21 protein-coding genes are annotated in these 21648 nt (G+C 63.5%); 14 read left to right on the top strand and 7 right to left on the bottom strand.

Annotated features, from left to right (window positions below):
- Positions 1 to 97 precede the first annotated feature (97 nt).
- The 6 genes from pepQ to rph all read right to left on the bottom strand — a co-directional run bounded on the left by pepQ (position 98) and on the right by rph (position 6949).
- Positions 98 to 1408 (bottom strand): Xaa-Pro dipeptidase, encoded by a 1311-nt coding sequence (gene pepQ, locus QMG46_RS00725; RefSeq protein ID WP_281850507.1) that lies wholly within the window; start codon positions 1406 to 1408, stop codon positions 98 to 100.
- A gap of 263 nt (positions 1409 to 1671) precedes the next feature.
- Positions 1672 to 2028, bottom strand: a complete 357-nt coding sequence (locus tag QMG46_RS00720; RefSeq protein WP_281850506.1) for a PilZ domain-containing protein — start codon at positions 2026 to 2028, stop codon at positions 1672 to 1674.
- On the bottom strand, positions 2018 to 4306 hold the full coding sequence (locus tag QMG46_RS00715; RefSeq protein ID WP_281850505.1) for a DUF1631 family protein: 2289 nt from the start codon (positions 4304 to 4306) through the stop codon (positions 2018 to 2020). Before QMG46_RS00715 ends, QMG46_RS00720 begins: the two co-directional genes overlap by 11 nt.
- Before the next feature lie 94 nt (positions 4307 to 4400).
- Positions 4401 to 5567 (bottom strand): radical SAM family heme chaperone HemW, encoded by a 1167-nt coding sequence (gene hemW / locus QMG46_RS00710; RefSeq protein WP_281850504.1) that lies wholly within the window; start codon positions 5565 to 5567, stop codon positions 4401 to 4403.
- A 40-nt stretch (positions 5568 to 5607) separates the two neighbouring features.
- Positions 5608 to 6204 carry an RdgB/HAM1 family non-canonical purine NTP pyrophosphatase gene (gene rdgB / locus QMG46_RS00705; RefSeq protein WP_281850503.1) on the bottom strand — a complete coding sequence of 199 codons (597 nt, stop codon included), beginning with the start codon at positions 6202 to 6204 and terminating at the stop codon, positions 5608 to 5610.
- Between the two features lie 13 nt (positions 6205 to 6217).
- Positions 6218 to 6949 carry a ribonuclease PH gene (gene rph, locus QMG46_RS00700; protein WP_281850502.1) on the bottom strand — a complete coding sequence of 244 codons (732 nt, stop codon included), beginning with the start codon at positions 6947 to 6949 and terminating at the stop codon, positions 6218 to 6220.
- A 91-nt stretch (positions 6950 to 7040) separates the two neighbouring features.
- On the opposite strand from rph, the gene QMG46_RS00695 reads away from it, so the two are divergent.
- The 7 genes from QMG46_RS00695 (at position 7041) to QMG46_RS00665 (ending at position 12163) form a co-directional block, all read left to right on the top strand.
- Positions 7041 to 7901, top strand: coding sequence for a YicC/YloC family endoribonuclease (locus tag QMG46_RS00695; RefSeq protein ID WP_281850501.1), 861 nt, complete (start codon positions 7041 to 7043; stop codon positions 7899 to 7901).
- A 13-nt stretch (positions 7902 to 7914) separates the two neighbouring features.
- Positions 7915 to 8535 carry a guanylate kinase gene (gene gmk / locus QMG46_RS00690; protein ID WP_281850500.1) on the top strand — a complete coding sequence of 207 codons (621 nt, stop codon included), beginning with the start codon at positions 7915 to 7917 and terminating at the stop codon, positions 8533 to 8535.
- A 75-nt stretch (positions 8536 to 8610) separates the two neighbouring features.
- Entirely contained in the window at positions 8611 to 9447 is an 837-nt protein-coding gene (locus tag QMG46_RS00685) for an ABC transporter ATP-binding protein (RefSeq protein WP_281850499.1), read from the top strand.
- Positions 9444 to 10217 carry a lipid asymmetry maintenance ABC transporter permease subunit MlaE gene (gene mlaE / locus QMG46_RS00680; RefSeq protein WP_281850498.1) on the top strand — a complete coding sequence of 258 codons (774 nt, stop codon included), beginning with the start codon at positions 9444 to 9446 and terminating at the stop codon, positions 10215 to 10217. Before QMG46_RS00685 ends, mlaE begins: the two co-directional genes overlap by 4 nt.
- 58 nt (positions 10218 to 10275) lie before the next feature.
- Positions 10276 to 11148 carry an outer membrane lipid asymmetry maintenance protein MlaD gene (mlaD, locus tag QMG46_RS00675; protein WP_281850497.1) on the top strand — a complete coding sequence of 291 codons (873 nt, stop codon included), beginning with the start codon at positions 10276 to 10278 and terminating at the stop codon, positions 11146 to 11148.
- A gap of 59 nt (positions 11149 to 11207) precedes the next feature.
- Positions 11208 to 11879, top strand: a complete 672-nt coding sequence (locus QMG46_RS00670; protein ID WP_281850496.1) for an MlaC/ttg2D family ABC transporter substrate-binding protein — start codon at positions 11208 to 11210, stop codon at positions 11877 to 11879.
- On the top strand, positions 11879 to 12163 hold the full coding sequence (locus QMG46_RS00665; RefSeq protein ID WP_281850495.1) for an STAS domain-containing protein: 285 nt from the start codon (positions 11879 to 11881) through the stop codon (positions 12161 to 12163). The genes QMG46_RS00670 and QMG46_RS00665 overlap by 1 nt, the downstream gene beginning before the upstream one ends.
- A gap of 56 nt (positions 12164 to 12219) precedes the next feature.
- Here QMG46_RS00665 and QMG46_RS00660 read toward each other — a convergent pair whose 3' ends face one another.
- Positions 12220 to 13056 (bottom strand): MlaA family lipoprotein, encoded by an 837-nt coding sequence (locus QMG46_RS00660; RefSeq protein ID WP_281850494.1) that lies wholly within the window; start codon positions 13054 to 13056, stop codon positions 12220 to 12222.
- Positions 13057 to 13272: 216 nt separating this feature from the next.
- Here QMG46_RS00660 and rpoZ point away from each other — a divergent pair, with 216 nt between their 5' ends.
- The 7 genes from rpoZ (at position 13273) to QMG46_RS00625 (ending at position 21457) form a co-directional block, all read left to right on the top strand.
- Complete coding sequence (gene rpoZ, locus QMG46_RS00655; RefSeq protein WP_131152024.1) at positions 13273 to 13563, top strand: DNA-directed RNA polymerase subunit omega; 291 nt, start codon at positions 13273 to 13275, stop codon at positions 13561 to 13563.
- 133 nt (positions 13564 to 13696) lie between these two features.
- Complete coding sequence (locus QMG46_RS00650) at positions 13697 to 15859, top strand: RelA/SpoT family protein (protein WP_281850492.1); 2163 nt, start codon at positions 13697 to 13699, stop codon at positions 15857 to 15859.
- A 151-nt stretch (positions 15860 to 16010) separates the two neighbouring features.
- Positions 16011 to 16394, top strand: coding sequence for a RidA family protein (locus QMG46_RS00645; RefSeq protein WP_281850490.1), 384 nt, complete (start codon positions 16011 to 16013; stop codon positions 16392 to 16394).
- A 71-nt stretch (positions 16395 to 16465) separates the two neighbouring features.
- Positions 16466 to 18574, top strand: a complete 2109-nt coding sequence (gene recG / locus QMG46_RS00640) for an ATP-dependent DNA helicase RecG (RefSeq protein ID WP_281850488.1) — start codon at positions 16466 to 16468, stop codon at positions 18572 to 18574.
- Positions 18575 to 18655: 81 nt separating this feature from the next.
- A complete protein-coding gene (locus tag QMG46_RS00635; RefSeq protein WP_281850487.1) occupies positions 18656 to 19588 on the top strand; it encodes a nucleoside hydrolase in 933 nt (310 codons plus the stop codon).
- A gap of 84 nt (positions 19589 to 19672) precedes the next feature.
- Positions 19673 to 19924 carry a type B 50S ribosomal protein L31 gene (locus QMG46_RS00630; protein WP_281850486.1) on the top strand — a complete coding sequence of 84 codons (252 nt, stop codon included), beginning with the start codon at positions 19673 to 19675 and terminating at the stop codon, positions 19922 to 19924.
- 237 nt (positions 19925 to 20161) lie between these two features.
- Positions 20162 to 21457, top strand: coding sequence for a citrate synthase (locus QMG46_RS00625; RefSeq protein WP_281850485.1), 1296 nt, complete (start codon positions 20162 to 20164; stop codon positions 21455 to 21457).
- Positions 21458 to 21648 lie beyond the last annotated feature (191 nt).

Raw genomic sequence — 21648 nt, 5'->3', positions numbered from 1 at the left:
CCTCGGGTTTCTAGCTTTTATTGCGCGTTCGGACACGGTGCCGAACAAAAAAGACGGCCATATGGCCGTCTTTTCCAGTTGAAATACGCAAAGCTCTTCAGAGCTTGGCGAAGGCGTCCCGGGTCAGGTTTTCCGGCGCACCGCTCGTGCAGACCACATCGTCTTCGATGCGGATGCCGCCGAATGGGCGGAATGCATCGACCTTCGCCCAGTCGATCTGATTTGCTTCCGGTCGTTGGCGCAGTTCATCCAGCAACATGTCGATGAAGTACAGGCCCGGCTCGATCGTGACCACCATGCCCGCTTCCAGCAGACGTGTCATGCGCAGATAAGGGTGCCCCTCGGGGCGGCCGATGCTGCCGCCGTGTTCGTCCCGCTGGAAGCCTGCGACATCGTGTACCTGCAGGCCGATCGGGTGGCCCAGGCCGTGTGGAAAGAATACCGAGCTTACGCCGCTGGCGACCGCGCTTTCCGCACTCATCTTGATGACGCCGTGCTCGCGCAACACGTCGGCAAGCACGTGGTGCGCGTGGATATGCAGTTCCGGATAACTCTGGCCTGCGCGTACCTTGTCGGCAAAACCCTGCTGCGCCTTGTCGACGCTGTCGATCAACGCCTGAAAGTCGCCGGCACCCGCCGCGGCATAGGTACGCGTAATGTCACTGGCGTAACCGGCAGCGCTGGCGCCGGCATCGATCAGGAACGAGCGGTTTTGTGCCGGCGGTTTGCGATCGAAATGGGTGTAATGCAGGACGGCACCGTGCTCGTTGAGCCCGACGATGCTCGCATACGGCAACTCGGCGTCGATAGCGCCTGCTGCTTTCAGGTAAGCCTGGTGAATATCGAGTTCGCTGCCACCGGCGCGGAACGCCTGTTCGGCGGCGCGGTGTGCGCGTGTACCGATACGGTTGGCTTCGCGCATCAGCTCCAGTTCGTACGGCGTCTTGTACGAGCGGTGCCAGTGCAGGTAGTCGAGCACGTCCTGCGGATTGTTGGCTTCGACTTCGCGAAGGGTCGGTACGGGGGCAATGATCGCGCTGCGTGACACCGGCAGATGCTGGGCCGCCTCGCTCGCTTCGCGCACGGTGACGATCTCGAAATGCTCGACCCAGTAACCGGCCGGTGCAGCCGGCACGACATGCCAGTAGTCGCGCGGCTGCAGGAAGATCAGCTTGGGCTTGGCGCCCGGCGTGTACACCACCCAACTGCCCGGTGCGTCGGTCAACGGCAGCCAGTGGCGAAAATGCGGGCTGGCGATGAAAGGGTAGTCCTGGTCGTCGAGGAACTTGCGCAGCGGCAAGCCTGCGGCGATCACCAGATGATCGTAGCCGCCCAGCGCAAGCGCCTTGTCCGCGCGCTCGCGCAGCGTGGCCAGATGTTGGGGATAGAACGCGGCGAGATCGGTCATGGCGATTCCTGGCGTGACAGCGGGGACAAGCTGTACATGATCGCGCGCGGGGGCGGGAATCGCCAGTTTTGAGTCCTGATGCCCGAGAAACCTTACCTACTCGTCATTCCGGCGCAGGCCGGAACGCCAGTGGCGTTACGGGCGGTCTTCGCGTGGTGCCGAAGCTTTTTTGTGTGGTGTTCCAGTGATAACCGGGCACTGAGCCCACTGGGTTCCGGCCTGCGCCGGAATGACGAGTTAGGGGATTGAGGCAGGCGGGTGCGTTACAACGACCCGGAACTCTCAATCCAGGCGCCAAGCCGCGCGGCATCCTGCTCACCGATAGCCACGATACGAAACCCCGCCCACACTTGCCCGGCACGCGGCGTCTGCTCGTGCCACTGTTCCTGGATACCCAGCTCGATCGGCTCCATGCGCCCCGGACCGGGCAGGGTGAGGCTCACCTGATAGACGGCATCGCTGCGCGGCCGTTGGGTGGCGATCAACAACATGCCGGTGATCGACAAGTTGCCGAGCTGACCGATCGGCTGGCCGGTAATGACATCGGTGACGATGGTGGTGAAGTCGACAGCGCGCCGCCGTGCGCGCCGCTGTTCGATCGAGGAGACGTTATGACTCATGCGTGCGTCCCCCGCCGGTCCATTGACGCAGGTTGCCGGTGAGCGCCTGCCAGGCGCGATCGAGCAGGCCCTCGCGCGCCGCTGCCAGTTCGCGTACGTGACCGCGTGCAAGCGCATGCGCCAGCGACTGCAAGGTCATGTCATCACCGCGCTGGCCGCGCCGGGTGATAAACAGGCAATGCCCCGATACCGGCGAGAACCACGCCAGTTTGCGCTGGCTGACCTGACCGGTCCGGCGATCGACGAATTCGAACCAACTGCCGAACGGCAGTTGGCGTAGACGCTCATAGATGCGCTGTTCGCGCGGATCGACAGGTGCGATCACGGCTGCAGCTTTCGGCGCTTCGGGTACTGCGGCAACGGGTGCGGCCGGAGGCGTCGTCGGTGCGGTAGTTGCCTGTTCGCCCAGACGCTGGTGCTGTTTAAGCTTCAATGCCAGGCCCGTCGCGCTAAGTGCTTCGTCGCCCTGGTCGTTCGTCGCCGCCGTGCCAAGCAGACGTTGCGCGACCTGTTCGGCTTCGTCGGCATGCATGCCGATCTGCTGCAGCCCGGTTTCGACGTCGTACTGCAGCTTGGCGCGGTCATAGGTTGGCGCGCGGCCGAGTAGTTGATCGGTGATGTGCAGACGTTCGGCAAACGCTTCGCTGTCTTCGCCGTGACGCAGCAGCGTCAATGCCAGCACGTCGGACCAGGCGCGTTCGAGCAGGGTGCGCAGCAGGCCGCGCGGCTGCGATTGGCGGAAACGCTCGGCCATCAGCTGCGCTGCCTGGCGGCGTGCCTGTTCCAGTCGCTCGCGACCCTGCATGGCTTCCACGTGCCGACGCTCGGCGATCTGCGCCTTGCGCGCCAGCAGCGCGAGGTGGTGTTCGATATCCGCCAACAGGCTGGTGTAGAGGCCGGTGCTTGGCGGTTCGAGACGGGTGCGTGCAACCAGTTGCTCAAGCTTGGTGGCCAGTGCGCGATCGGCCTCGCTGTCGCCGGTATCGAGCCACTCGGTGGCTGCCTCGGCGACGGCTCCCAGCAGCTTGCGGGCGGGGTGCTCTTGCTGGTCGAAGAAATTCCGGTCCGCCACGGCCATACGCAGCATCGGCACCTGCAGGTCGCTCAGCACGCCCTGCGCGCTCGAGCCCTGACGCATCTGCCGATGCAGTTGCTCGAACAGCATGGCCATCAGTTCGACCGTGTCACCTTGCTCGGGCGAGAGCTGGGTCAGCGGCGTGCCAACGGGTTTGCCGGCGTTGAGCTGGATCAGCAATTCTTCGCGCAGCCGCTGCGCACTGCGCAACTCGCGGCTGGCGTTGTCGGAGATCGCACTCACATGTTGCTGCACGGCACTCAATGCCAGCTGCAATTCATCCGCGCTGGCGGCGCGATGATTGGTGCCTGGCATATCGCTTGTGCTGCCCGTGCGACGTTGTGCGAGCAGTTCGCGCAAGTTTTCCAGTACCGCGATATGGTCGCTGTGTGCCGTCGGCGGCGCGGCCGATGCCGGGGTAGCAGGTGCTGCCTGAGCCCCCGTTTCGATCGGCGTTGCATTCGATGTGTTGCGCGGCGTCTGGCGTGGCAGCGGAAAGGCGCGCAGCTGTTGCAGGATACCGGCGCTGCGCAGCAAGTCGTTGGCTGCTTCGTAAAGCGTGTTCAAACCCTGGATGACGGTTTGATCGAAGCTTTGCAGCATCAGCAGGCGATGTTCGATCGGCAGGTCGTCGATGATCGCGGTCGCGTCGTGAAAGGCATGGATCAGTGCGTGCGGTCCCAGTGGCAACGCTTCGCCCTCCAGGGGCGGTGCGGCGACCAGCACGGCGAGTCGATACCCCAGCTCGAACAACACGGGGCCGTTGCGCGCTTCGCCGCGGGCGATCAACTTGCCGAGCGCGGCGTTCTGTTCGTGTTCGTTGCGATCGAGTAAAGACAGAGGTTGCAGGCCGGCCGATGGCGTCGCATCGCTATCGCCGTCGCCTTCACCCAGGTGGCGAAAGCCATTGCCGATCAGGGTCAGAAAACGTTTCTGCAGTCGTGCGCGGTCTTGCTGGATGCGCAATCGGCTTTCGAAAAACAACTGCTGGTCGAGATGGTTGCGTGCGCGATCGGCATGCGCATAGAGCTGTTGTTCCAGCTCGTTGAGGCATTGGCGCAACGCCTGGTCCAGGTGCTGCAGGCTGAGCGCATGAACCTCGCCGATCAGACGACGCGCGCGCGCCGGCCATCGGCCATTTTCCAGGCTCACACTACGTTCCTGCGCAAACGGTTCTGCCCGCTCGTGCGGCTCGACATCCATGATCCCATCCTGTTCCCCCAGGGTGAGCCCAGTTTATGCCGGTCAGGGCCGTGCCGCCATCGGCCTTTCGATGGGCCGGCTACCACCGGAAAGGTCAGGCCAGGAAGCTGGCGATGACATCGTTGAGGAAGCGCTGGCCCAGGGCGGTGGTCTTGAGCCGGTCGGGACGGTCTTCCAGCCAGCCCTTTGCCTGGGCCTGGGTAAGGGCGGGCGCGATCGACGAGGCGGGCAGGCCGGTGCGTTCGGCAAAGTCGCCGGCCGGCACGCCGTCGATCAGGCGCAAGGCATTGAGCATGTATTCGAAGGGCAGTTCGTCGGCGGGCACCATCGAGTCGCCGCCGATCCGCGCCGCACCGCCGGAGGCGTCCAGGTACGCGCGGGGCAGGCGGGTTTTCCAGCGGCGACGGACGCTGCCATCCGCGCTGGCGCTGATTTTGCCGTGGGCGCCGGCGCCGATGCCCAGGTAGTCGCCGAAGCGCCAATAGTTGAGATTGTGCTCGCAGCGCTTATCCCGTTGGGCATAGGCGGATATCTCGTACTGCCCATAACCGGCGGCGGCCAGGTGTGCCTCGCAGGCTTCCTGCATGGCCCAGGCGTGATCGTCGTCGGGCAGTGGCGGCGGGTTGGCGGCAAAGGCGGTATTGGGTTCGAGCGTGAGCTGGTAGTGCGATATATGGGTAGGTGCTAGCGCGATGGCTCGCTCGACATCGCCCAGGGCGCCGTCCAGCTGCTGTTCGGGCAGCGCATACATCAGGTCGAGATTGATATTGCGATAGCCGGCATCCTGCGCCGACTTCACCGCCGCCTCGGCCTCGCCGGCCGAGTGAATGCGGCCCAGCCGCTTGAGCTTGGCGTCGTCGAAGCTCTGAATGCCGAACGAGAGTCGATTGACCCCGGCGGCCAGATAGCCATCGAAACGGCCATGCTCGACCGTCCCCGGATTGGTCTCCAAGGTGACTTCCGCATCGCTCGCCATGGGGAGGCGCTGGCGAACACCATCGAGCAGGCGCTCGACCAATTCGGGCGCGAACAGGCTGGGCGTGCCGCCGCCAAAAAAGACGCTGATGATCGAACGGCCCTGGATGGCTTCGCCGAAGTCGCGCAGGTCGGCGTCGAGATCGGCCAGCAGGTGGTCGATATAAGCCGCATAAGGTGGCGACTCGCTGCGCAGGCCATGCGAATTGAAATCGCAGTACGGACACTTTTTCACGCACCATGGCATGTGCACGTACAGCGACAGCGGCGGTGCGATCAGGCTCATGCGCGACAAACGGGGGTAGTTGCTGAATTGAGGCAGCGAATCATCGGCCAGCCTGCAACTGCGCACGCAACAGCGCGAGCGCCTGTCCGCGATGACTGAGCCTGTTCTTCAGCGCATCGTCCATCTCGGCCACGCTTTGCTCATAGCCATCGGGCAGGAACACCGGGTTGTAGCCGAAGCCACCGGTGCCGCGTGCCTCGGTGAGGATGCGGCCATACCAGCGTCCTTCGGCGATCAGCGGGGCCGGATCTTCCGGGTGCCGCAACAGCACCAGCACGCCGATAAAGAACGCGCCCCGCTGCTCGGTCGGCACGCCTTCCATCGCGCGCAACAGCTTGGCGTTGCTGGCCGCGGCATCGCCATGTGTGCCGCTGTAGCGCGCCGAGTAAAGCCCCGGCGCGCCATGCAGGTGATCCACGCACAGGCCCGAATCGTCGGCCAGTGCGGGCAGGCCGCTGGCCTGTGCCGCGTGGCGGGCCTTGAGCAAGGCGTTCTCGACGAAGGTCAGCCCGGTTTCCTCGGCATCCTCGATGCCCAGGCTGCCCTGGGTAACGATATCGAAGCCGCTGTCGGCGAGCAGGGCATTGAATTCCTTCAACTTGCCGGGGTTGCTGCTGGCCAGGACGATGCGTGACATGCGGAGCGACTCCTCAGGCAATGCCGAGCGCGGCGCGCTGTGCGGCGACCAGTTCGCCCACGCCCTTTTCGGCCAGACCCAGCAGCTTGTCCATTTCGTCACGACGAAATGCATGGCCTTCGGCCGTGCCCTGGACTTCGATAAAGCCGCCGCCGTCGTTCATCACGACGTTCATGTCGGTATCGCAGTTGGAGTCTTCGGCGTAGTCCAGATCGAGCACGGGCATGCCCTTGTAGATGCCGACCGATACCGCCGCAACCGCGCCGAACACGGGGTTGCGACGCAGGTTCTCGCGCTTCATCAGTAGCTGTACGGCGTCGACCAGGGCGACGTAGGCGCCGGTGATGGCAGCGGTGCGCGTGCCGCCATCGGCCTGGATGACGTCGCAATCGAGGGTGATCAGGCGTTCGCCCAGGGCCTGGCGATCCACGCAGGCGCGCAGGCTGCGGCCGATCAGGCGCTGGATTTCCATGGTGCGCCCGCCCTGGCCGCCACGGGCGGCCTCGCGTTGGGTGCGGCTGGAGGTGGCGCGCGGCAGCATGCCGTACTCGGCCGTGACCCAGCCTTCGCCCTTGCCGCGCAGCCACGGCGGCACGCGATCCTCGATGCTGGCGGTGCACAGCACCTTGGTATCGCCAAAGCTCACCAGCACGGAACCTTCGGCGTGGCGGGTATAGTGGCGTTCGATCGTAACGGGGCGCAGCTGATCGCTGGCGCGGCCGCTGGGACGGCTGACGGCATTCATCGTAAAGGCGGCCTGAAGTGGGCAAATTGGGCAAGCTAGGCGCGAGAGTTTACCATTGCCGCCTTTACTCCACGCTCCACACAGGCTTTCCATGACCCGTAGCATGACCGCGTACGCCTCCGCCGAGACCGTCGGCCCCACCGGCACGCTGAGCTGCGAGCTGCGTACGGTCAACCATCGCTACCTGGAATTGAGCCCCCGACTACCCGATGACCTGCGTAATTTCGAGTCGGCCATGCGCGAACGCATCGCGGCCAAGCTGTCGCGTGGCAAGGTCGATCTGACCGTTCGTCTGCGTAGCGAGGCACGTGCCGAGTCGCTCAAGGTGGACGACGCCTTGCTGGGCAAGCTGGCGGAACTGGCGCGTTCGCTGGAAGGCCGCTTTCCGACCATGCAGGTGCAGTTGACCGAGTTACTGCGCTTCCCCGGCGTCATGCAGCAGGCCGATATCGATCCGGAAGCCGTACAGGCCGCCTTGTTCGAGGTGCTCGATCGCGCGCTCGACGCGCTGACCGCCACGCGCGAGCGCGAAGGCGCCAAGCTCGAAGAGCTGTTGCGCGAGCGGCTGGATCTTATCGAACGCATCGTGGCCGATGTGCGTACCTGGATGCCGCAGATTCGCGAAGGGCTGCGTACGCGCCTGGAAACGCGCCTGGCCGATCTCAAGCAACCGGTCGAGCCGGGTCGGCTCGAGCAGGAACTCGTGCTACAGATCACCCGCGTCGACGTCGACGAGGAACTCGATCGTCTGGTGACGCATATCGCAGAAGCGCGCCGTGTGCTCGGTTTGAAAGAACCGGTCGGTCGCCGCCTCGACTTTCTGATGCAGGAATTCAATCGCGAAGCCAATACGCTCGGCTCCAAATCGATCGACTCGCGCAGCACCAACGCCGCGGTCGAGCTGAAGGTGCTGATCGAGCAGATGCGCGAACAAGTCCAGAACATCGAGTGATGGAAGGCGAGTGATGGAAGCTACCCTGTTCATCGTTGCGGCACCCTCGGGCGCGGGCAAGTCGACCCTGGTCAATGCTCTGCTCGAACGCGAGCCGGCCATTTCGTTGTCGGTTTCGCATACCACGCGTCCGCCGCGCACGGGTGAGGAATACGGTCGTCACTACTATTTCGTCGAGCGCTCGGAGTTCGAGCGTGAGATCGAGGAAGGGATTTTTCTCGAGCACGCCGAGGTGCACGGCAATCTTTACGGCACTTCGCGCAAGACCGTGTCCGGCCTGCTGGCCCAGGGCAAGGATGTGCTGCTGGAAATCGACTGGCAGGGCGCACAGCAGGTGCGCAAGACCAAGGCCGATTGCGTCAGCATATTCATCCTGCCGCCGTCGCGGCACGAACTGGAGCGTCGTCTGCGCGGGCGTGGTTCGGACAGCGCCGAGGTGATCGAACGCCGTCTGCATAATTCGCGCGAAGAGATCGCGCATGCGCACGAGTTCGACTACATCATCGTCAACGATCGCTTCGAGGACGCCCTGGGCGACCTGCAGGCCATCGTTCGTGCGGTACGCCTGCGCTCGGAGCTGCAATGGCGGCGCCACGAGAGCCTGATTGCCGAGCTGTTGGCAACCGGGAACTGAAGGCGCCAAGGCCGGTCCGATAGCCTTCGCCGCCGTCTTCGGCTACTTTGCCTCGTCCCATTCGATAGTGCCTCCATGACTGATTCCATTAGTACCCGGCCCGAAAGCGACACCCTGGTGCGCGTTCGCGGCCTGACCACGGTGCTCAATGGCAAGACCATTTTCGACGCGCTGGATCTGGATATCCCGCGCGGCAAGGTCACCGCCATCATGGGCCCCAGCGGCACCGGCAAGACGACGCTGCTCAAGCACATCACCGGGCAGATGCGCGGCGATGCCGGTGAAGTCGTGGTCGACGGCAACAATGTGCCGGCGCTGTCGCGCGACAAGCTGTTCGAACTGCGCGAGCGCATCGGTTATCTGTTCCAGAACTCGGCGCTGCTGACCGACTTCGATGTGTTCGAGAACGTGGCTTTTCCGCTGCGCCAGCACACCCGCCTGCCGGAAGAGTTGATCCGCAATATCGTCCTGACCAAGTTGCAGGCGGTCGGTCTGCGCGGTGCGGCCGGCCTGATGCCGACGGAGCTGTCAGGCGGCATGGCGCGGCGCGTGGCGCTGGCGCGCGCGATCGTGTTCGATCCGATGCTGATTCTCTATGACGAGCCGTTCGTCGGCCTCGATCCGATCGCGCTGAACCAGGTGTTGATATTGATCCGCACGCTCAATGAAACGCTGGGTATCACCAGCGTGCTGGTCGCGCACGAGCTCGAAGCAATCAAGCAGGTGGCCGACCATATTTACCTGATCGCCAACGGCAAGGTGGTGGCGCAGGGCGACCCGAAGACAATCGCCAACGATGGATCGCCGTGGACGCGGCAGTTCTTCGGCGGCGAAGCGGACGGCCCGGTGCCGTTTCAGTATCCGGCCGGCGACTACGCCGCGTCGCTGGGTTTTGCAGGAGGCAAGGCATGAGCGCGCAACCGATGCGCAACAACATTGTCTTGCGCTCGCTGGCGCAGATCGGCGCATGCGCGCTGTTCGGGCTGCAGGTGCTGGCGGCGATTCCGCGCAGCATGAAACATGGCCGCGAGACGGTGCGCCAGCTGTGGTTCGTCGGCGCGATGAGCCTGACCATCATCATGGTCTGCGGCCTGTTCGTGGGCATGGTGTTGGCGCTGCAGCTCTACTACGTGCTGTCGATCTTCGGCGGTACGGCTGCCAGCGGCACGGTGGTGGCGCTGGCGATCTATCGCGAACTCGGTCCGGTCGTCACGGCATTGCTGTTTGCCGGCCGCGCAGGCACCTCGGTCACCGCCGAAATCGGCCTGATGCGTGCCACTGACCAGATCGCCGCGATGGAAATGATGGCGGTCGATCCGATCGCCTATGTCGCCGCGCCGCGTTTCCTCGCTGGACTGATCGCGATGCCGCTGCTGTGCTGCGTGTTCTGCGCGCTGGGCATTTTCGGCGGTCACCTGGTCGGCGTGACCTGGCTGGGCATCGACAACGGCACCTTCTGGTCCAACATGACCTCGACCGTCGAGCTGGGCAAGGACGTGATCAACGGTGTGCTGTGGAAGAGCGTGGTGTTCGGCGCCGTCGTGTCGCTGATCGCGGTCTTTCAGGGCTATACCACCCCACCGACCAGCGAAGGCGTGGCCTATGCCACGACACGCACGGTGGTGGCTTCGTCGATCGCCATCCTGGCGCTCGATTTTGTGCTGACAGCATTCCTGATGTGAGCACCGCCATGAATATCTTCGTTTTGCTTTTCAACCTTTCTGCTTCGAGGACCGCGCCGTGAGCCAGAGACCTTCGTTCGCCATCGGCACCGGCTTGTTTATCGTGCTCGGCTTTGCCGCGCTGGCGTATCTCGCCACGCAGACTACCTCGGTGGCCAACAGCCATCAGGGCAGCAGCTACACCATCGATGCCCGTTTCGCCAACGTCGGCCAGCTCAAGGAGCGGGCGCCAGTGAAGATCGCCGGCGTGCGCGTGGGTCAGGTGCAGTCGATCACGCTCGATCCAGCCAAGGAAGAAGCTGACGTGAAGCTGTCGATCGACAAGCGTTTCGACAAGATTCCGGACGACTCGGTCGCCACGATCTTCACCAGCGGCCTGCTCGGCGACCAGTACGTCGGTATCCAGTACGGCGCGTCCAAGAAAACCGTCGCCGAGGGCGGCACGCTGGCGTTGACCAAGCCGGCGCAGCAGCTCGAGGAGATGCTCGGCAAGTTCTTCGGCGCGGGTGGTTCGGCCGACAAGCTTGGCGGCACTTATACGGTCAAGGCGCGCTTCTCCAACGTGGGCTCGCTCTCGGTGGGCGCGCCGGTGAAGATGGCCGGTGTGGCGATCGGCAGCGTGCAGTCCGTGCAGGCCGACCCGGTCAAGCTCGACGCCTATGTCATCCTGGCCATCGACAACCAGTACAACCAGATCCCGGACGACTCGGCTGCCGCGGTATTCACAAGCGGTTTGATCGGCACCCAGTACGTTGCGATCCAGCCCGGCGGCTCGCCGGACATGCTCAAGAACGGCGATTCGCTGATCCTGACGCAGTCCGCGATGCAGTTGGAGGACCTGATCGGCAAGTTCCTGGTGAACGGTTCGCCCAGCGACAAGAAGGACGGTAACAGCCAGCCGGCTGGTTCTTCCTCATCGGGCAAGCATTGAGCCGGGGCGCGGTCGCCTCCATGTCGACCATTCCGAGTCACTTTTTCCAGGAGTTTTCCATGTTGCGCAGATTGGCCCTCGCTACCGCGATCGCGTTCGCCGGCGTCACTGCCGCCCCGGTCTTTGCCCAGAATGCCCCCGCGGCAGCGTCTGCCCAGCAGACGCCCGTGCAGGTCGTGCAGAGCATCACCGACCAGCTTGGGAGCGCCATCGAAGGCCATCAGAAGGAATTGTCCCAGGACAAGGAAAAGCTGATCGCCGTGATCGACGACGTGTTCCTGCCGCACTTCGACGTGGACTATGCCGCCATCCTGGTACTGGGCACGCATGCGCGCGAAGCCTCGCCGGAGCAGCGCAGCCGCTTCGCCAAGGCGTTCTACGAGTCCATTACGCATCGCTATGCCGAGGGCCTGCTGAATTACACCCGTGGCCGCATCAAGGTGCTGCCGTTCGCGGGCGACCTCGATCCCAAGCGCACCCTGGTGCGTACGCAGGTGCTGTTGGACGACGGCAAGACCGTCTCGGTCGACTACGCCTTCCGCAAGACCAGCGATGGCGCCTGGAAAGCCTACGACGTAGTGATCGAAGGCATTTCCTATATCACCAACTACCGCAACCAGGTGGACGCCGAGATCAAGAAGGCCGGCCTGGATCAGCTGATCAAGACGCTGGAGTCGCAGGGCGCCAATGCGCTCAAGACGCTCGAGCAGGACAGCAAGCAGTCGAAGTGATGAGCGGCCAGAGCTTCCAGGTCGTACAGAGCGCCCCCGATACGGTCAGCGTATCGGGGGCGCTGACCTTTGCCACCGCCGCCGCCGCGCTGGAGGCGATTCGCGCCGCCTTGCCGGGGCGCCAGGTGCTCGATCTGGCGGGCGTCGACCGCAGCGACAGTGCCGGTCTGGCCTGCGTACTGGCGGTGCTGGCCCCCAATGGTGGCAAGGTGCGGGTGCGGCATGTCCCGCAGGGCATGCAGCAGCTTGCCAAGGTGTGCGAAGTGGACAGTTTGCTCGGCTGAGGGTTTGCCCGAGGCAAAAAAAAGGGGCCTTGCGGCCCCTTTTTTATGTCCAAGCCTCAGTTATTGCTCGGCTTGTCGTTCGTGTCGTTCTTGCGTTCCCACTCGTGCTGTTCCTTCAGCAGTTCGTCGGGATCGAAGTTCTTGTCGTTGCTGCCCTGCATCTGCTCGATCACGTCGTTTGGCGGGTTGCCGTCATAGATCTGGTAGAGGCGCTGCTGGCGGTAGGCGTCACGCAGGAACACGTACGGATCGTAAGCCGAGGCCAGGAAGCTCTCCGCGTCGATGGCGCGGGCACGCAGGGTCACCAGGTAGATCACCTGCGGCAGGTAGTACTGGCCGGCCTTGAAGCTGTGGTTGCGCGAGTAGTAGCTCAGCGGATCGAAGAAATAGCTGTCGACCGGCAAACGCCAGACATCGCGCACCGTGGTGGAGCCGACGAGCGGCAGCACCAGGTAATCGCCCTCCGGAACGCCCCAGCGGGCCAGGGTGATGCCGAAATCGGTTTCATTGAGCGGGATGCCGAGCTGGCTGGCCGGATCGAAGAAGCCGCCCACGCCCAGCGTCAGGTTGACCAGGAAACGCCCGGTACCCTGGACCGCATGCACCGGCCGCGCCTGCAACAGGTCGTTGGCGATGGTGATCGGCATGCGGATATTGGTAAAGAAATCACTGACCGAGCGGCGCACCGGCGGATTGGTGATGCTGCGGTAACCCACCGCCACCGGTCGAATCACCGCCTGATCGAGCTGATCGTTGAAGTGATAGGCCTTGCGGTTGAACTTTTCCATCGGGTCATCGGTGCGCGGCTTGGCAATGGCGCAGCCAGCCAGCAACACGATCGCAGCCAGGACGGCCCCGCGTTTGAGCACATTAAAATAGGTTTGTAAGGGCATCGGAGTCGGGGTCCGCAGCGATCGGGGGAGCTGCATAAGTGTACTGTTTAGTTTTTTATTATACATGGGCCTTCGATTTCCTTTCGCCCCGGGTGGACCGTCCTGGCGCGACCCCTTCAGAACCGGGCATCATACGAGGTTAGCGCATTGCCAGCCAAGCGGCGGATCGCTACACTGGACCTCGACTTAAGTAGCTTTTTTCTCTCAGGATTTCTTATGGCCCGCATTACCGTGGAAGACTGCCTAGAGGTGGTCGACAACCGATTTGAGCTGGTGCTCATGGCGACCAAGCGCGCCCGCCAGCTTGCCAAGGGTGCCGAGCCGGCGGTCAACCCCGACCATGACAAGCCGACCGTGCTGGCGTTGCGCGAGATCGCCGACCGCCGCATCGACCAGGCTACCATCGACGAAATCGATCGTGCCGAGCGCGAGCGCGCCGAGCGTGAGGCCCTGGAATGGGCTGCCGCCGAGGTCGATGATGATCTCTCCAAGGGCGGAGACGACTGATGGATGGCGGCGTCTGTAGTCAGCGTTCATGGCGCGCCGGCACTGCTGGTGCGATGTGGCGCTGGACACAGCACGCCAACCGTTCGTCCAAACGCATGGAGGCGGCTGCCTGAGTGGGCGCCGACCAACCCTCATGACGGCGGCCACGTCCGATACGGAATCGTCGACGCTGCCGCCCTACGTGCTTGCGCTGAAAGAACGTGTTGCCTACCTGCCCGAAGCGCAGGTGGAGCGGGTGCTGCGTGCCTATGAAGTGGGCGCGCAGGCGCACGAGGGGCAGACCCGCAAGAGCGGCGAGCCCTATATCACCCATCCCATCGCGGTGGCCGGCATCCTGGCCGAGCTCGGCCTGGACGCCGAAACGATCATCGCCGCGATCCTGCACGACACCCTCGAAGACACCCAGCTCAGCCGTGCCGAGCTGACCGGCGAATTCGGTGAAACCGTGGCCGAGCTGGTCGACGGCGTCACCAAGCTGGACAAGATGAGCTTTTCCAGCCGCCAGGAAGCGGACGCGGAAAGCTTCCGCAAGATGCTGCTGGCGATGGCGCGCGATATCCGCGTGATCCTGATCAAGCTCTCCGATCGCCTGCACAACATGCGCACGCTGGGCGCGAAAGATGCCGTCTCAAGCCGGCGTATCGCGCGCGAGACGCTGGAAATCTACGCGCCTATTGCGCAGCGTCTGGGCATGAACAAGTTCAAGGCGGAGCTGCAGGACCTGGGCTTCCGCGCACTGCATCCGGATCGCTATCGCGTCATCAGCGAGCGTATCCGCGCGGCGTTGGGCAATCGCCGCGAAGCGATGGGCAAGATCGAAACCGCGCTTTCCACGCGGCTGGCGGCCGACCAGCTGTCCGCACGGGTGGTCGGCCGGATCAAGTCGCCGTGGAGCATCTATTCGAAGATGCGCAACGAGCACAAGAGTTTTGCGCAGCTGATGGATGTCTACGGTTTTCGCGTGGTCGTCGATAGCGCGATGAGTTGCTATATGGCGCTTGGCGCCGTGCACTCGCTATACAAGCCCGTCGATCGCCGCTTCAAGGATTTCATCGCGATCCCCAAGGCCAACGGTTACCAGTCGTTGCATACGGTGTTGCTTGGGCCGTTCGGTGCGCCGATCGAAGTGCAGATTCGCACGGCCGAGATGGATTCGGTCGCCGAGCGCGGCGTGGCCGCGCATTGGGCCTACAAGACTGACTCGGCGCCGGCCAACAGTGCGCAGGCGCGTGCTCGCGAATGGCTTTCCTCGCTGGCCGACAGCCAGGCGAACACCGCCTCCTCGGCGGAGTTCATCGAGAACGTCAAGATCGACCTGTTCCCGGACGAGGTCTACCTGTTCACGCCGCGTGGCGACATCCTGTCGTTGCCGCGCAATGCGACGGCGCTCGATTTTGCTTACGCGGTGCACACCGACGTTGGCGACCACGCGGTGGCGGCGCGCGTCGACAAGAAGCTGCTGCCGTTGCGTACGCGACTGGAATCGGGGCAACTGGTCGAAATCATTACCGCACCGTCCGCCGTGCCGAACCCGGCATGGCTGGAGTCGGTGGTCACCGGCAAGGCACGCACGGCGATTCGCCAGTATCTGAAACACCTGCAGCACGAGGATGCTGTCGACTTCGGCCATCGCATGCTCGATCGTGCGCTGGACGCGCTGGGCAGCAGCCTGGATGCGATTCCGCCTAAGGTGCTCGATCGTTTCCTTGAGGCGTCGAAGTTCAAGCGCCTGGAAGAATTGTTGTCCGATATCGCGCTGGGCAACCGCATGCCGCATATCGTCGCCAACCAGTTGATGGAGGCGCGCGGGCGGCAGAAGGATGGCGGTGCGCCGCAGCAGCCGCATGTGATGGAAAAAATCCGCATCACCGGTGCCGAGCGCGGCGTGCTCAGCTTCGGCAATTGCTGTCACCCGTTGCCTGGTGACGAGATCATCGGCTACCTGTCTTCGGGCAAGGGCATCGTCGTGCATCGCGTCGAATGTCCTAATGTCGTCGAGTTGCGCAAATCGCCCGAACGCTGCGTGGCCATCGAATGGGACCGCGATGTACAGGGCGACTACCGCGCCGAGCTACGCATCGAAGTCATCAATCGTCCTGGTGTTCTCGCGACGGTTGCGGCGGCCATCGCGGCCGCCGATTCGAATATCGAAAACGTCGAATATGTCGAGCGCGATGCGGCGGCGGCTACGCTGCTGTTCACCATCGAAGTGAAGAACCGCAAGCATCTGGCGGATGTGATTCGTCGCGTTCGGCGGACGGGCGTGGTGAGTGGGGCGTATCGGTATCCGCTTTAGCGGTGAAGTCGGCCGCTACGCGGCCTGTAAAGCCGGCGACTGCGTCGCCTGTAAAGAGTAAAGGAGAAGAGCCATGGGTGACGCTTTGGGCTCTTCCCCTTTACTCTTTACCCTTTACAGCTCGCCCAGCGAGCGACTCCACGAGGTCCCCATGTCCCGCAGCATCATCTCCACCGACAAAGCTCCCGCCGCCATTGGCCCCTACTCGCAGGCCGTGCAGGCCGGCAACACCGTGTACTTCTCCGGTCAGATCCCGCTCGACCCGGCGACGGGCAACTTGATCGAAGGCGATATCGCCGCGCAGACGCGTCGCGTCTTCGACAATCTTACGGCTGTGGCCGAGGCTGCCGGTGGTTCGTTGGCCAAGATCGTGCGCGTCGGCATCTATGTCACCGACTTGGCGAACTTCGCCACCGTCAACCAGGTGATGGCCGAGTACTTCCAGGCGCCGTTCCCGGCGCGCTCCACCATCGAGGTTTCGGGTCTGCCCAAGGCCGCGCAGGTGGAAGTCGATGCGGTGATGGTGCTCGATTAAGCGCACGCCGACACCAAGGATGATGCGTTCCGGGTTACGCCATCATGGCGGGCTCGGTTAGGCTCTTCGTCATGCCCGTTCGCGCCGTCACTCCCGATCCTGTTGCCGACCCAGGCGCTGCGCCGGTATCGACGTTGCCCGGCGTCGGGCCGGCGCTTGCGCAAACCTTGGCGAAGCTCGGTCTGGAGCGCGTGCAGGACCTGTGGTTTCACCTGCCTTTGCGCTACGAGGATCGTACGCGCGTTACGTCCATCGGCGATTTGCGTCCGGGCGATCGGGCGCAAGTCACCGGCATCATCGAGTCGGTCGAGCACGGCTACCGCGGTCGCGTGCAGCTGAAGGTGGCCATTCGCGATGCCTCCGACACGCTGCTGGTGCTGCGCTTCTTTCATTTTCATCGCGCCCAGGTCGAGCAACTCAAGCGCGGTTCGCGTCTGCTTTGCTATGGCGAAGCGCGCTGGGTGGCCAACAGCCTGGAGATGGTGCACCCGCAATATCAGCGCATCGACGTCGATGCCGCGCCAGCGCTGGAAGATCGGCTCAGTCCGATCTATCCGACGACCGAGGGGTTGGGGCCGAAACGTCTGGCTGGAGTGATCGAAAAATCGCTCGCCGTATTGCCTCAGGACGACCGGCTTGAGCTGATACCCGCCGAGCTGTGCGCGAAGTACGGACTCGGCTCGTTGCGCGATGCCCTGATGTTTGTGCATCGTCCACCGCCCGATGCGGTGGTTGCCGATCTGATTGGAGGGCGCCATCCGTCGCAGCAGCGTCTGGCCTTCGAAGAGCTGTTGACCCAACACCTGAGCCTGAAGCGCATGCGTGCTGCAGTGCGCAGTCGCCGTTCTCCGGTGCTCGCGGCGCGTGGCGATCTGCACAAGCGATTGCTGAAGAACTTGCCGTTCAAGTTGACCGGAGCGCAGGCGCGCGTGGAGGCCGAAGTGGCGGCGGACCTGGCCAAGCCCAAGCCGATGCTGCGGCTGGTGCAGGGCGACGTCGGCTCCGGCAAGACCGTGGTGGCTGCGCTCGCGGCATTGGCCGCTGTGCAGGCCGGTTATCAGGTGGCGTTGATGGCGCCGACGGAGCTGCTTGCCGAACAGCATCTGCGCCTGTTTCGTTTATGGCTGGAGCCGCTGGGCGTCGCGGTCGAATGGCTGGCCGGCAAGGTGCAGGGCACGGCGCGCAAGAAAGCCTTGCAACGCGTGGCCGAAGGCGCGTCCATTGTGATCGGCACGCACGCCTTGATGCAGGAGGGTGTGGCGTTCGCGCGCCTGGGTCTCGTCATCGTCGACGAGCAGCATCGCTTTGGCGTGCATCAGCGCCTGGCCCTGCGTGACAAGGGGCTGGAGGGCGATCAGGTACCGCATCAGCTGGTGCTGACGGCCACGCCGATTCCGCGCACGCTGGCGATGAGCGCCTATGCCGATCTCGATGTGTCGTCGATCGACGAATTGCCGCCCGGCCGCACGCCGGTGCAGACGATTGCCATTTCCAATGCGCGCCGCTACGACGTGATCGAGCGCATCCATGCTGCGTGTGGCGAAGGTCGGCAGGTGTATTGGGTATGCACGCTGATCGAGGAATCCGAGCAGCTGCGTGCGCAGGCCGCAGAAGTGGCGCACGCCGAACTCTCCGCGGCGTTGGAAGGCTTCAGGGTCGGCATCATCCATGGGCGCATGAAGCCCAAGGAAAAGCAGGCCGTCATGGATGCGTTCAAGGCCGGCGAGCTTGCCGTGCTGGTGGCGACCACCGTGATCGAAGTTGGCGTCGACGTGCCCAATGCCAGTCTGATGGTGATCGAGAACAGCGAGCGCCTGGGTCTGGCGCAGCTGCATCAGTTGCGTGGTCGCGTCGGCCGCGGTGCGATCGCCTCCAACTGTGTGCTGCTGTATCAACCGCCGCTGGGTCAGCTCGCCAGGGAGCGTTTGCAGGTCATGCGCGATACCAATGATGGATTTCGCATTGCCGAAAAAGATCTGGAACTGCGCGGCCCCGGTGAAGTGCTCGGTACGCGCCAGACCGGCCAGCTCAGTTTCCGTATTGCCGACCTTGCTCGCGACGGCCATCTATTGCCGGCGGTGCAAGCGATTGGTGAGCGCTTGTTGAAGGAGCATCCGCAGCAGGCGGAACGGCTGATCGAGCGCTGGGTGGGCGGTGCTGCGCGGTATGCGCACGCGTAGACGGGCTAGTCGCGGTGTCGCTCGCCCCGTTTACTGTTTACCATTTAGAGCTCGCAGAACGAGCGCCTTGACGAGTAGACCATGTCTCAACCTCAACTTTTGATCGACACCGACCCCGGCGTAGACGATGCCCTGGCCATCCTGATGGCGCACGCGCACGCCGAGGTGCTCGGTTTGAGCGTGGCGGCAGGCAATGTCGGTCTGGGTCATACGGTGCGCAACGCGCGGACGCTGGTCGATCTGGTGGCGGGTACGTTTCCCGTATTTGCCGGCTGCCCGACGCCACTGGTGCGCATGCCAGAAGAAGACGCCGCCTTCGTGCATGGCCAGGACGGTTTTGGCGACGTGGGTTTTGGCGAGCCCAAGGCCCAGGCATCGGATGAAGTTGCCGCCCTGGCGCTGATTCGCCTGACCCGTGAGCATCCCGATCTCACCCTGATCGCCCTGGCACCGCTGACCAATCTGGCCCTGGCCGTGCGCATCGATCCGACGCTGCCGCAGCGCGTAAAGCGGCTGGTGATCATGGGTGGTGCGGTGACCGGGCATGGCAATACCAACATCGTGCCGGCCGAGTTCAACGTCGGCTTCGATCCGGAAGCGGCTCACGTGGTGTTCGAGGCTTTTCCGTTTTTCGAGCTGGTCGACTGGGAAGCTACGCTGCGCCACGCTTTTGACGAAGCCGAATTCGATGGCTGGCTGGCCAGGGGCGACAAGCGCGCCCAGTTCTTCGGTCAGGTGTTCGGTACGGCGCGCTTGTTCAACAGTAAAAAAGAGCGCCGGGGCATCATCGCTGCCGATGCGCTGGCGATGGCCGTGGCGATCGACCCGAGCATCGTGACCCGGGCCGAAGACCGCCATGTCGCGGTCGAGCTGGACGGCCGCCTCACCCGCGGAGCGACGGTGGTCGACTGGTCGCACCGCCTGGGCAAGCCGGCCAACGCCAGGATCGTGCTGGAGATAGACCAGGCGCGATTTGCGGCCATGGTACGGCGGGCCCTGGGGGCGGAAGGTTGAGGCGGGGCGGGTCAACTTGCGCCCCAAGCCTTCGCTCGATATACTGCCGCTCTTTTCACCCACCGCTTTTGCAGAGTTCTAGCCATGAAGCCCGATATCCATCCAACTTACCGGCAGGTGGTGTTCCAGGATCTGTCGTCCGAATTCGCGTTCCTGACGCGCTCGACGATCGCCTCCAAGGAAACCGTCAAGTGGGAAGACGGTAACGAGTACCCGCTGATCAAGGTGGATATCTCCAGCCATTCCCATCCTTTCTACACCGGCAAGCAGAAGACGCTTGACGTGGGCGGCCGCGTCGACAAGTTCCGTCGTCGTTACGCAGGTAGCGCGAAGTAAGTATGCCGGCTGGTCGCCCCCGGGCGGCTTGACCTGAAATACCGACGCGGGGCGAGCCATGGCTCGCCCCGCGTTTTTTTGCGTCTGCCTGCCGAACCATCCGCTATCGAATGTTGTTTGCTGTGGTGCGATAATAGGAAAGTTGTATCGCCGCTTTCCCCATGCAGCGATACGCCTAACCCCGCCAACGGAAGCCCCCGCGGCCGCTGGCGACGACATTCGTGTAAGGAGGTTTTCGTGTCCGATCCTAAAATCGTCAAGCTGGTGGATGAGTCCAATCAGCGCAGCAGCGAACTACCCTTGCTGAGCGGCACGCTCGGTCCGGCGTGCATCGACATCGGCACGCTGTACAAGGACACGGGCCACTTTACCTACGACCCGGGCTACGGCAGCACCGCCAGCACCAAGAGCGCGATCACCTATATCGACGGCGACGAGGGCGTGCTGCTCTATCGCGGTTACCCGATCGAGCAACTGGCCGAGAAGTCGAACTTCCTCGAAGTGGCCTACCTGCTGCTCAACGGCGAACTGCCGAACAAGACGGACTTCGGCAACTTCGAAAACGACATCACGCATCACACGATGATGCACGAGTCGCTGAAGGACTTCTTCAAGGGCTTCCATCACGACGCCCACCCGATGGCCATGCTGGCCGCTTCGGTCGCTTCGCTGTCGGCGTTCTACCACGACGATCTCAACGTCGACGATCCGGCCGACCGTAAGCTGGCCGCCGTGCGTCTGATAGCCAAGATGCCGACGATCGCTGCGGCCTGCTACCGCTATTCGATCGGCTGGCCGATGCGCTATCCGCGCAACAACCTCGAGTACGTCGACCGCTTCCTGCACATGATGTTCGAAGTGCCGAGCGAGCCGCTGGCGATGAGCCCGGTGGCCGCCAAGGCGCTGGACCTGCTGTTCATCCTGCATGCCGACCACGAGCAGAACGCGTCGACCTCGACCGTGCGTCTGGTTGGTTCGACCGGAGCCAACCCGTACGCCTCGATCGCCGCCGGCATCACGGCGCTGTGGGGTCCGGCACACGGCGGTGCCAACGAAGCCGTGCTCAAGATGCTCGAAGAGATCGGCACGGCCGACAAGGTCGAGACCGCCGTCAAGCGCGCGAAGGACAAGAACGACAACTTCCGCCTGATGGGCTTCGGTCACCGCGTCTACAAGAACTTCGATCCGCGCGCGAAGATCATCCGCGAGATGTGCCACAAGGTACTGGCGGAACTGGGCGTCAACGATCCGCTGCTCGATGTGGCCATGAAGCTCGAAGAGGCTGCGCTGAAGGACGATTACTTCGTCGAGCGCAAGCTGTACCCGAACGTCGATTTCTACTCGGGCATCATCTACAAGGCACTGGGCATCCCGACCGAGATGTTCACCGTGATGTTCGCCATCGCGCGTACCGCCGGCTGGATTGCGCATTGGATTGAGCAGCATGAAACGCCCGGTTCGCGTATCGGTCGCCCGCGTCAGATCTATACGGGTGCCGATGTCCGCAACTACGTGGCTTCGGATAAGCGCTGAGGTTTTGGCGTGATGTAAAAAAAGCCCCGGTTTTGCCGGGGCTTTTTTGTTGGATGAAGAGCTTAAGAGCTCCCCCTCACCCCAGCCCTCTCCCCCGGCAAAGCCAGGGGAGAGGGAGCAGGTTGCGCAAGATTGATGGGTTACCTCAGTCAGTCCCCTCTCCCTGGCTTTGCCGGGGGAGAGGGTTGGGT

Origin of the sequence: Dyella sp. GSA-30 (assembly GCF_027924605.1) — a bacterium.
GTDB lineage: Bacteria > Pseudomonadota > Gammaproteobacteria > Xanthomonadales > Rhodanobacteraceae > GSA-30.
This window is presented reverse-complemented; position numbering and strand designations above follow the sequence as displayed.

Excerpts from the sequence above, each read along its gene's own strand:
- QMG46_RS00630 (WP_281850486.1), top strand. The coding sequence starts at position 19,673 with ATGAAGCCCGATATCCATCCAACTTACCGGCAGGTGGTGTTCCAGGAT.
- QMG46_RS00670 (WP_281850496.1), top strand. The coding sequence starts at position 11,208 with ATGTTGCGCAGATTGGCCCTCGCTACCGCGATCGCGTTCGCCGGCGTC.
- QMG46_RS00695 (WP_281850501.1), top strand. The coding sequence starts at position 7,041 with ATGACCCGTAGCATGACCGCGTACGCCTCCGCCGAGACCGTCGGCCCC.
- QMG46_RS00720 (WP_281850506.1), bottom strand. The coding sequence starts at position 2,028 with ATGAGTCATAACGTCTCCTCGATCGAACAGCGGCGCGCACGGCGGCGC.
- QMG46_RS00715 (WP_281850505.1), bottom strand. The coding sequence starts at position 4,306 with ATGGATGTCGAGCCGCACGAGCGGGCAGAACCGTTTGCGCAGGAACGT.
- recG (WP_281850488.1), top strand. The coding sequence starts at position 16,466 with ATGCCCGTTCGCGCCGTCACTCCCGATCCTGTTGCCGACCCAGGCGCT.
- pepQ (WP_281850507.1), bottom strand. The coding sequence starts at position 1,408 with ATGACCGATCTCGCCGCGTTCTATCCCCAACATCTGGCCACGCTGCGC.
- hemW (WP_281850504.1), bottom strand. The coding sequence starts at position 5,567 with ATGAGCCTGATCGCACCGCCGCTGTCGCTGTACGTGCACATGCCATGG.
- gmk (WP_281850500.1), top strand. The coding sequence starts at position 7,915 with ATGGAAGCTACCCTGTTCATCGTTGCGGCACCCTCGGGCGCGGGCAAG.
- QMG46_RS00685 (WP_281850499.1), top strand. The coding sequence starts at position 8,611 with ATGACTGATTCCATTAGTACCCGGCCCGAAAGCGACACCCTGGTGCGC.
- rpoZ (WP_131152024.1), top strand. The coding sequence starts at position 13,273 with ATGGCCCGCATTACCGTGGAAGACTGCCTAGAGGTGGTCGACAACCGA.
- QMG46_RS00665 (WP_281850495.1), top strand. The coding sequence starts at position 11,879 with ATGAGCGGCCAGAGCTTCCAGGTCGTACAGAGCGCCCCCGATACGGTC.
- QMG46_RS00635 (WP_281850487.1), top strand. The coding sequence starts at position 18,656 with ATGTCTCAACCTCAACTTTTGATCGACACCGACCCCGGCGTAGACGAT.
- QMG46_RS00650 (WP_281850492.1), top strand. The coding sequence starts at position 13,697 with ATGACGGCGGCCACGTCCGATACGGAATCGTCGACGCTGCCGCCCTAC.
- mlaE (WP_281850498.1), top strand. The coding sequence starts at position 9,444 with ATGAGCGCGCAACCGATGCGCAACAACATTGTCTTGCGCTCGCTGGCG.
- QMG46_RS00660 (WP_281850494.1), bottom strand. The coding sequence starts at position 13,056 with ATGCCCTTACAAACCTATTTTAATGTGCTCAAACGCGGGGCCGTCCTG.
- QMG46_RS00645 (WP_281850490.1), top strand. The coding sequence starts at position 16,011 with ATGTCCCGCAGCATCATCTCCACCGACAAAGCTCCCGCCGCCATTGGC.
- rph (WP_281850502.1), bottom strand. The coding sequence starts at position 6,949 with ATGAATGCCGTCAGCCGTCCCAGCGGCCGCGCCAGCGATCAGCTGCGC.
- rdgB (WP_281850503.1), bottom strand. The coding sequence starts at position 6,204 with ATGTCACGCATCGTCCTGGCCAGCAGCAACCCCGGCAAGTTGAAGGAA.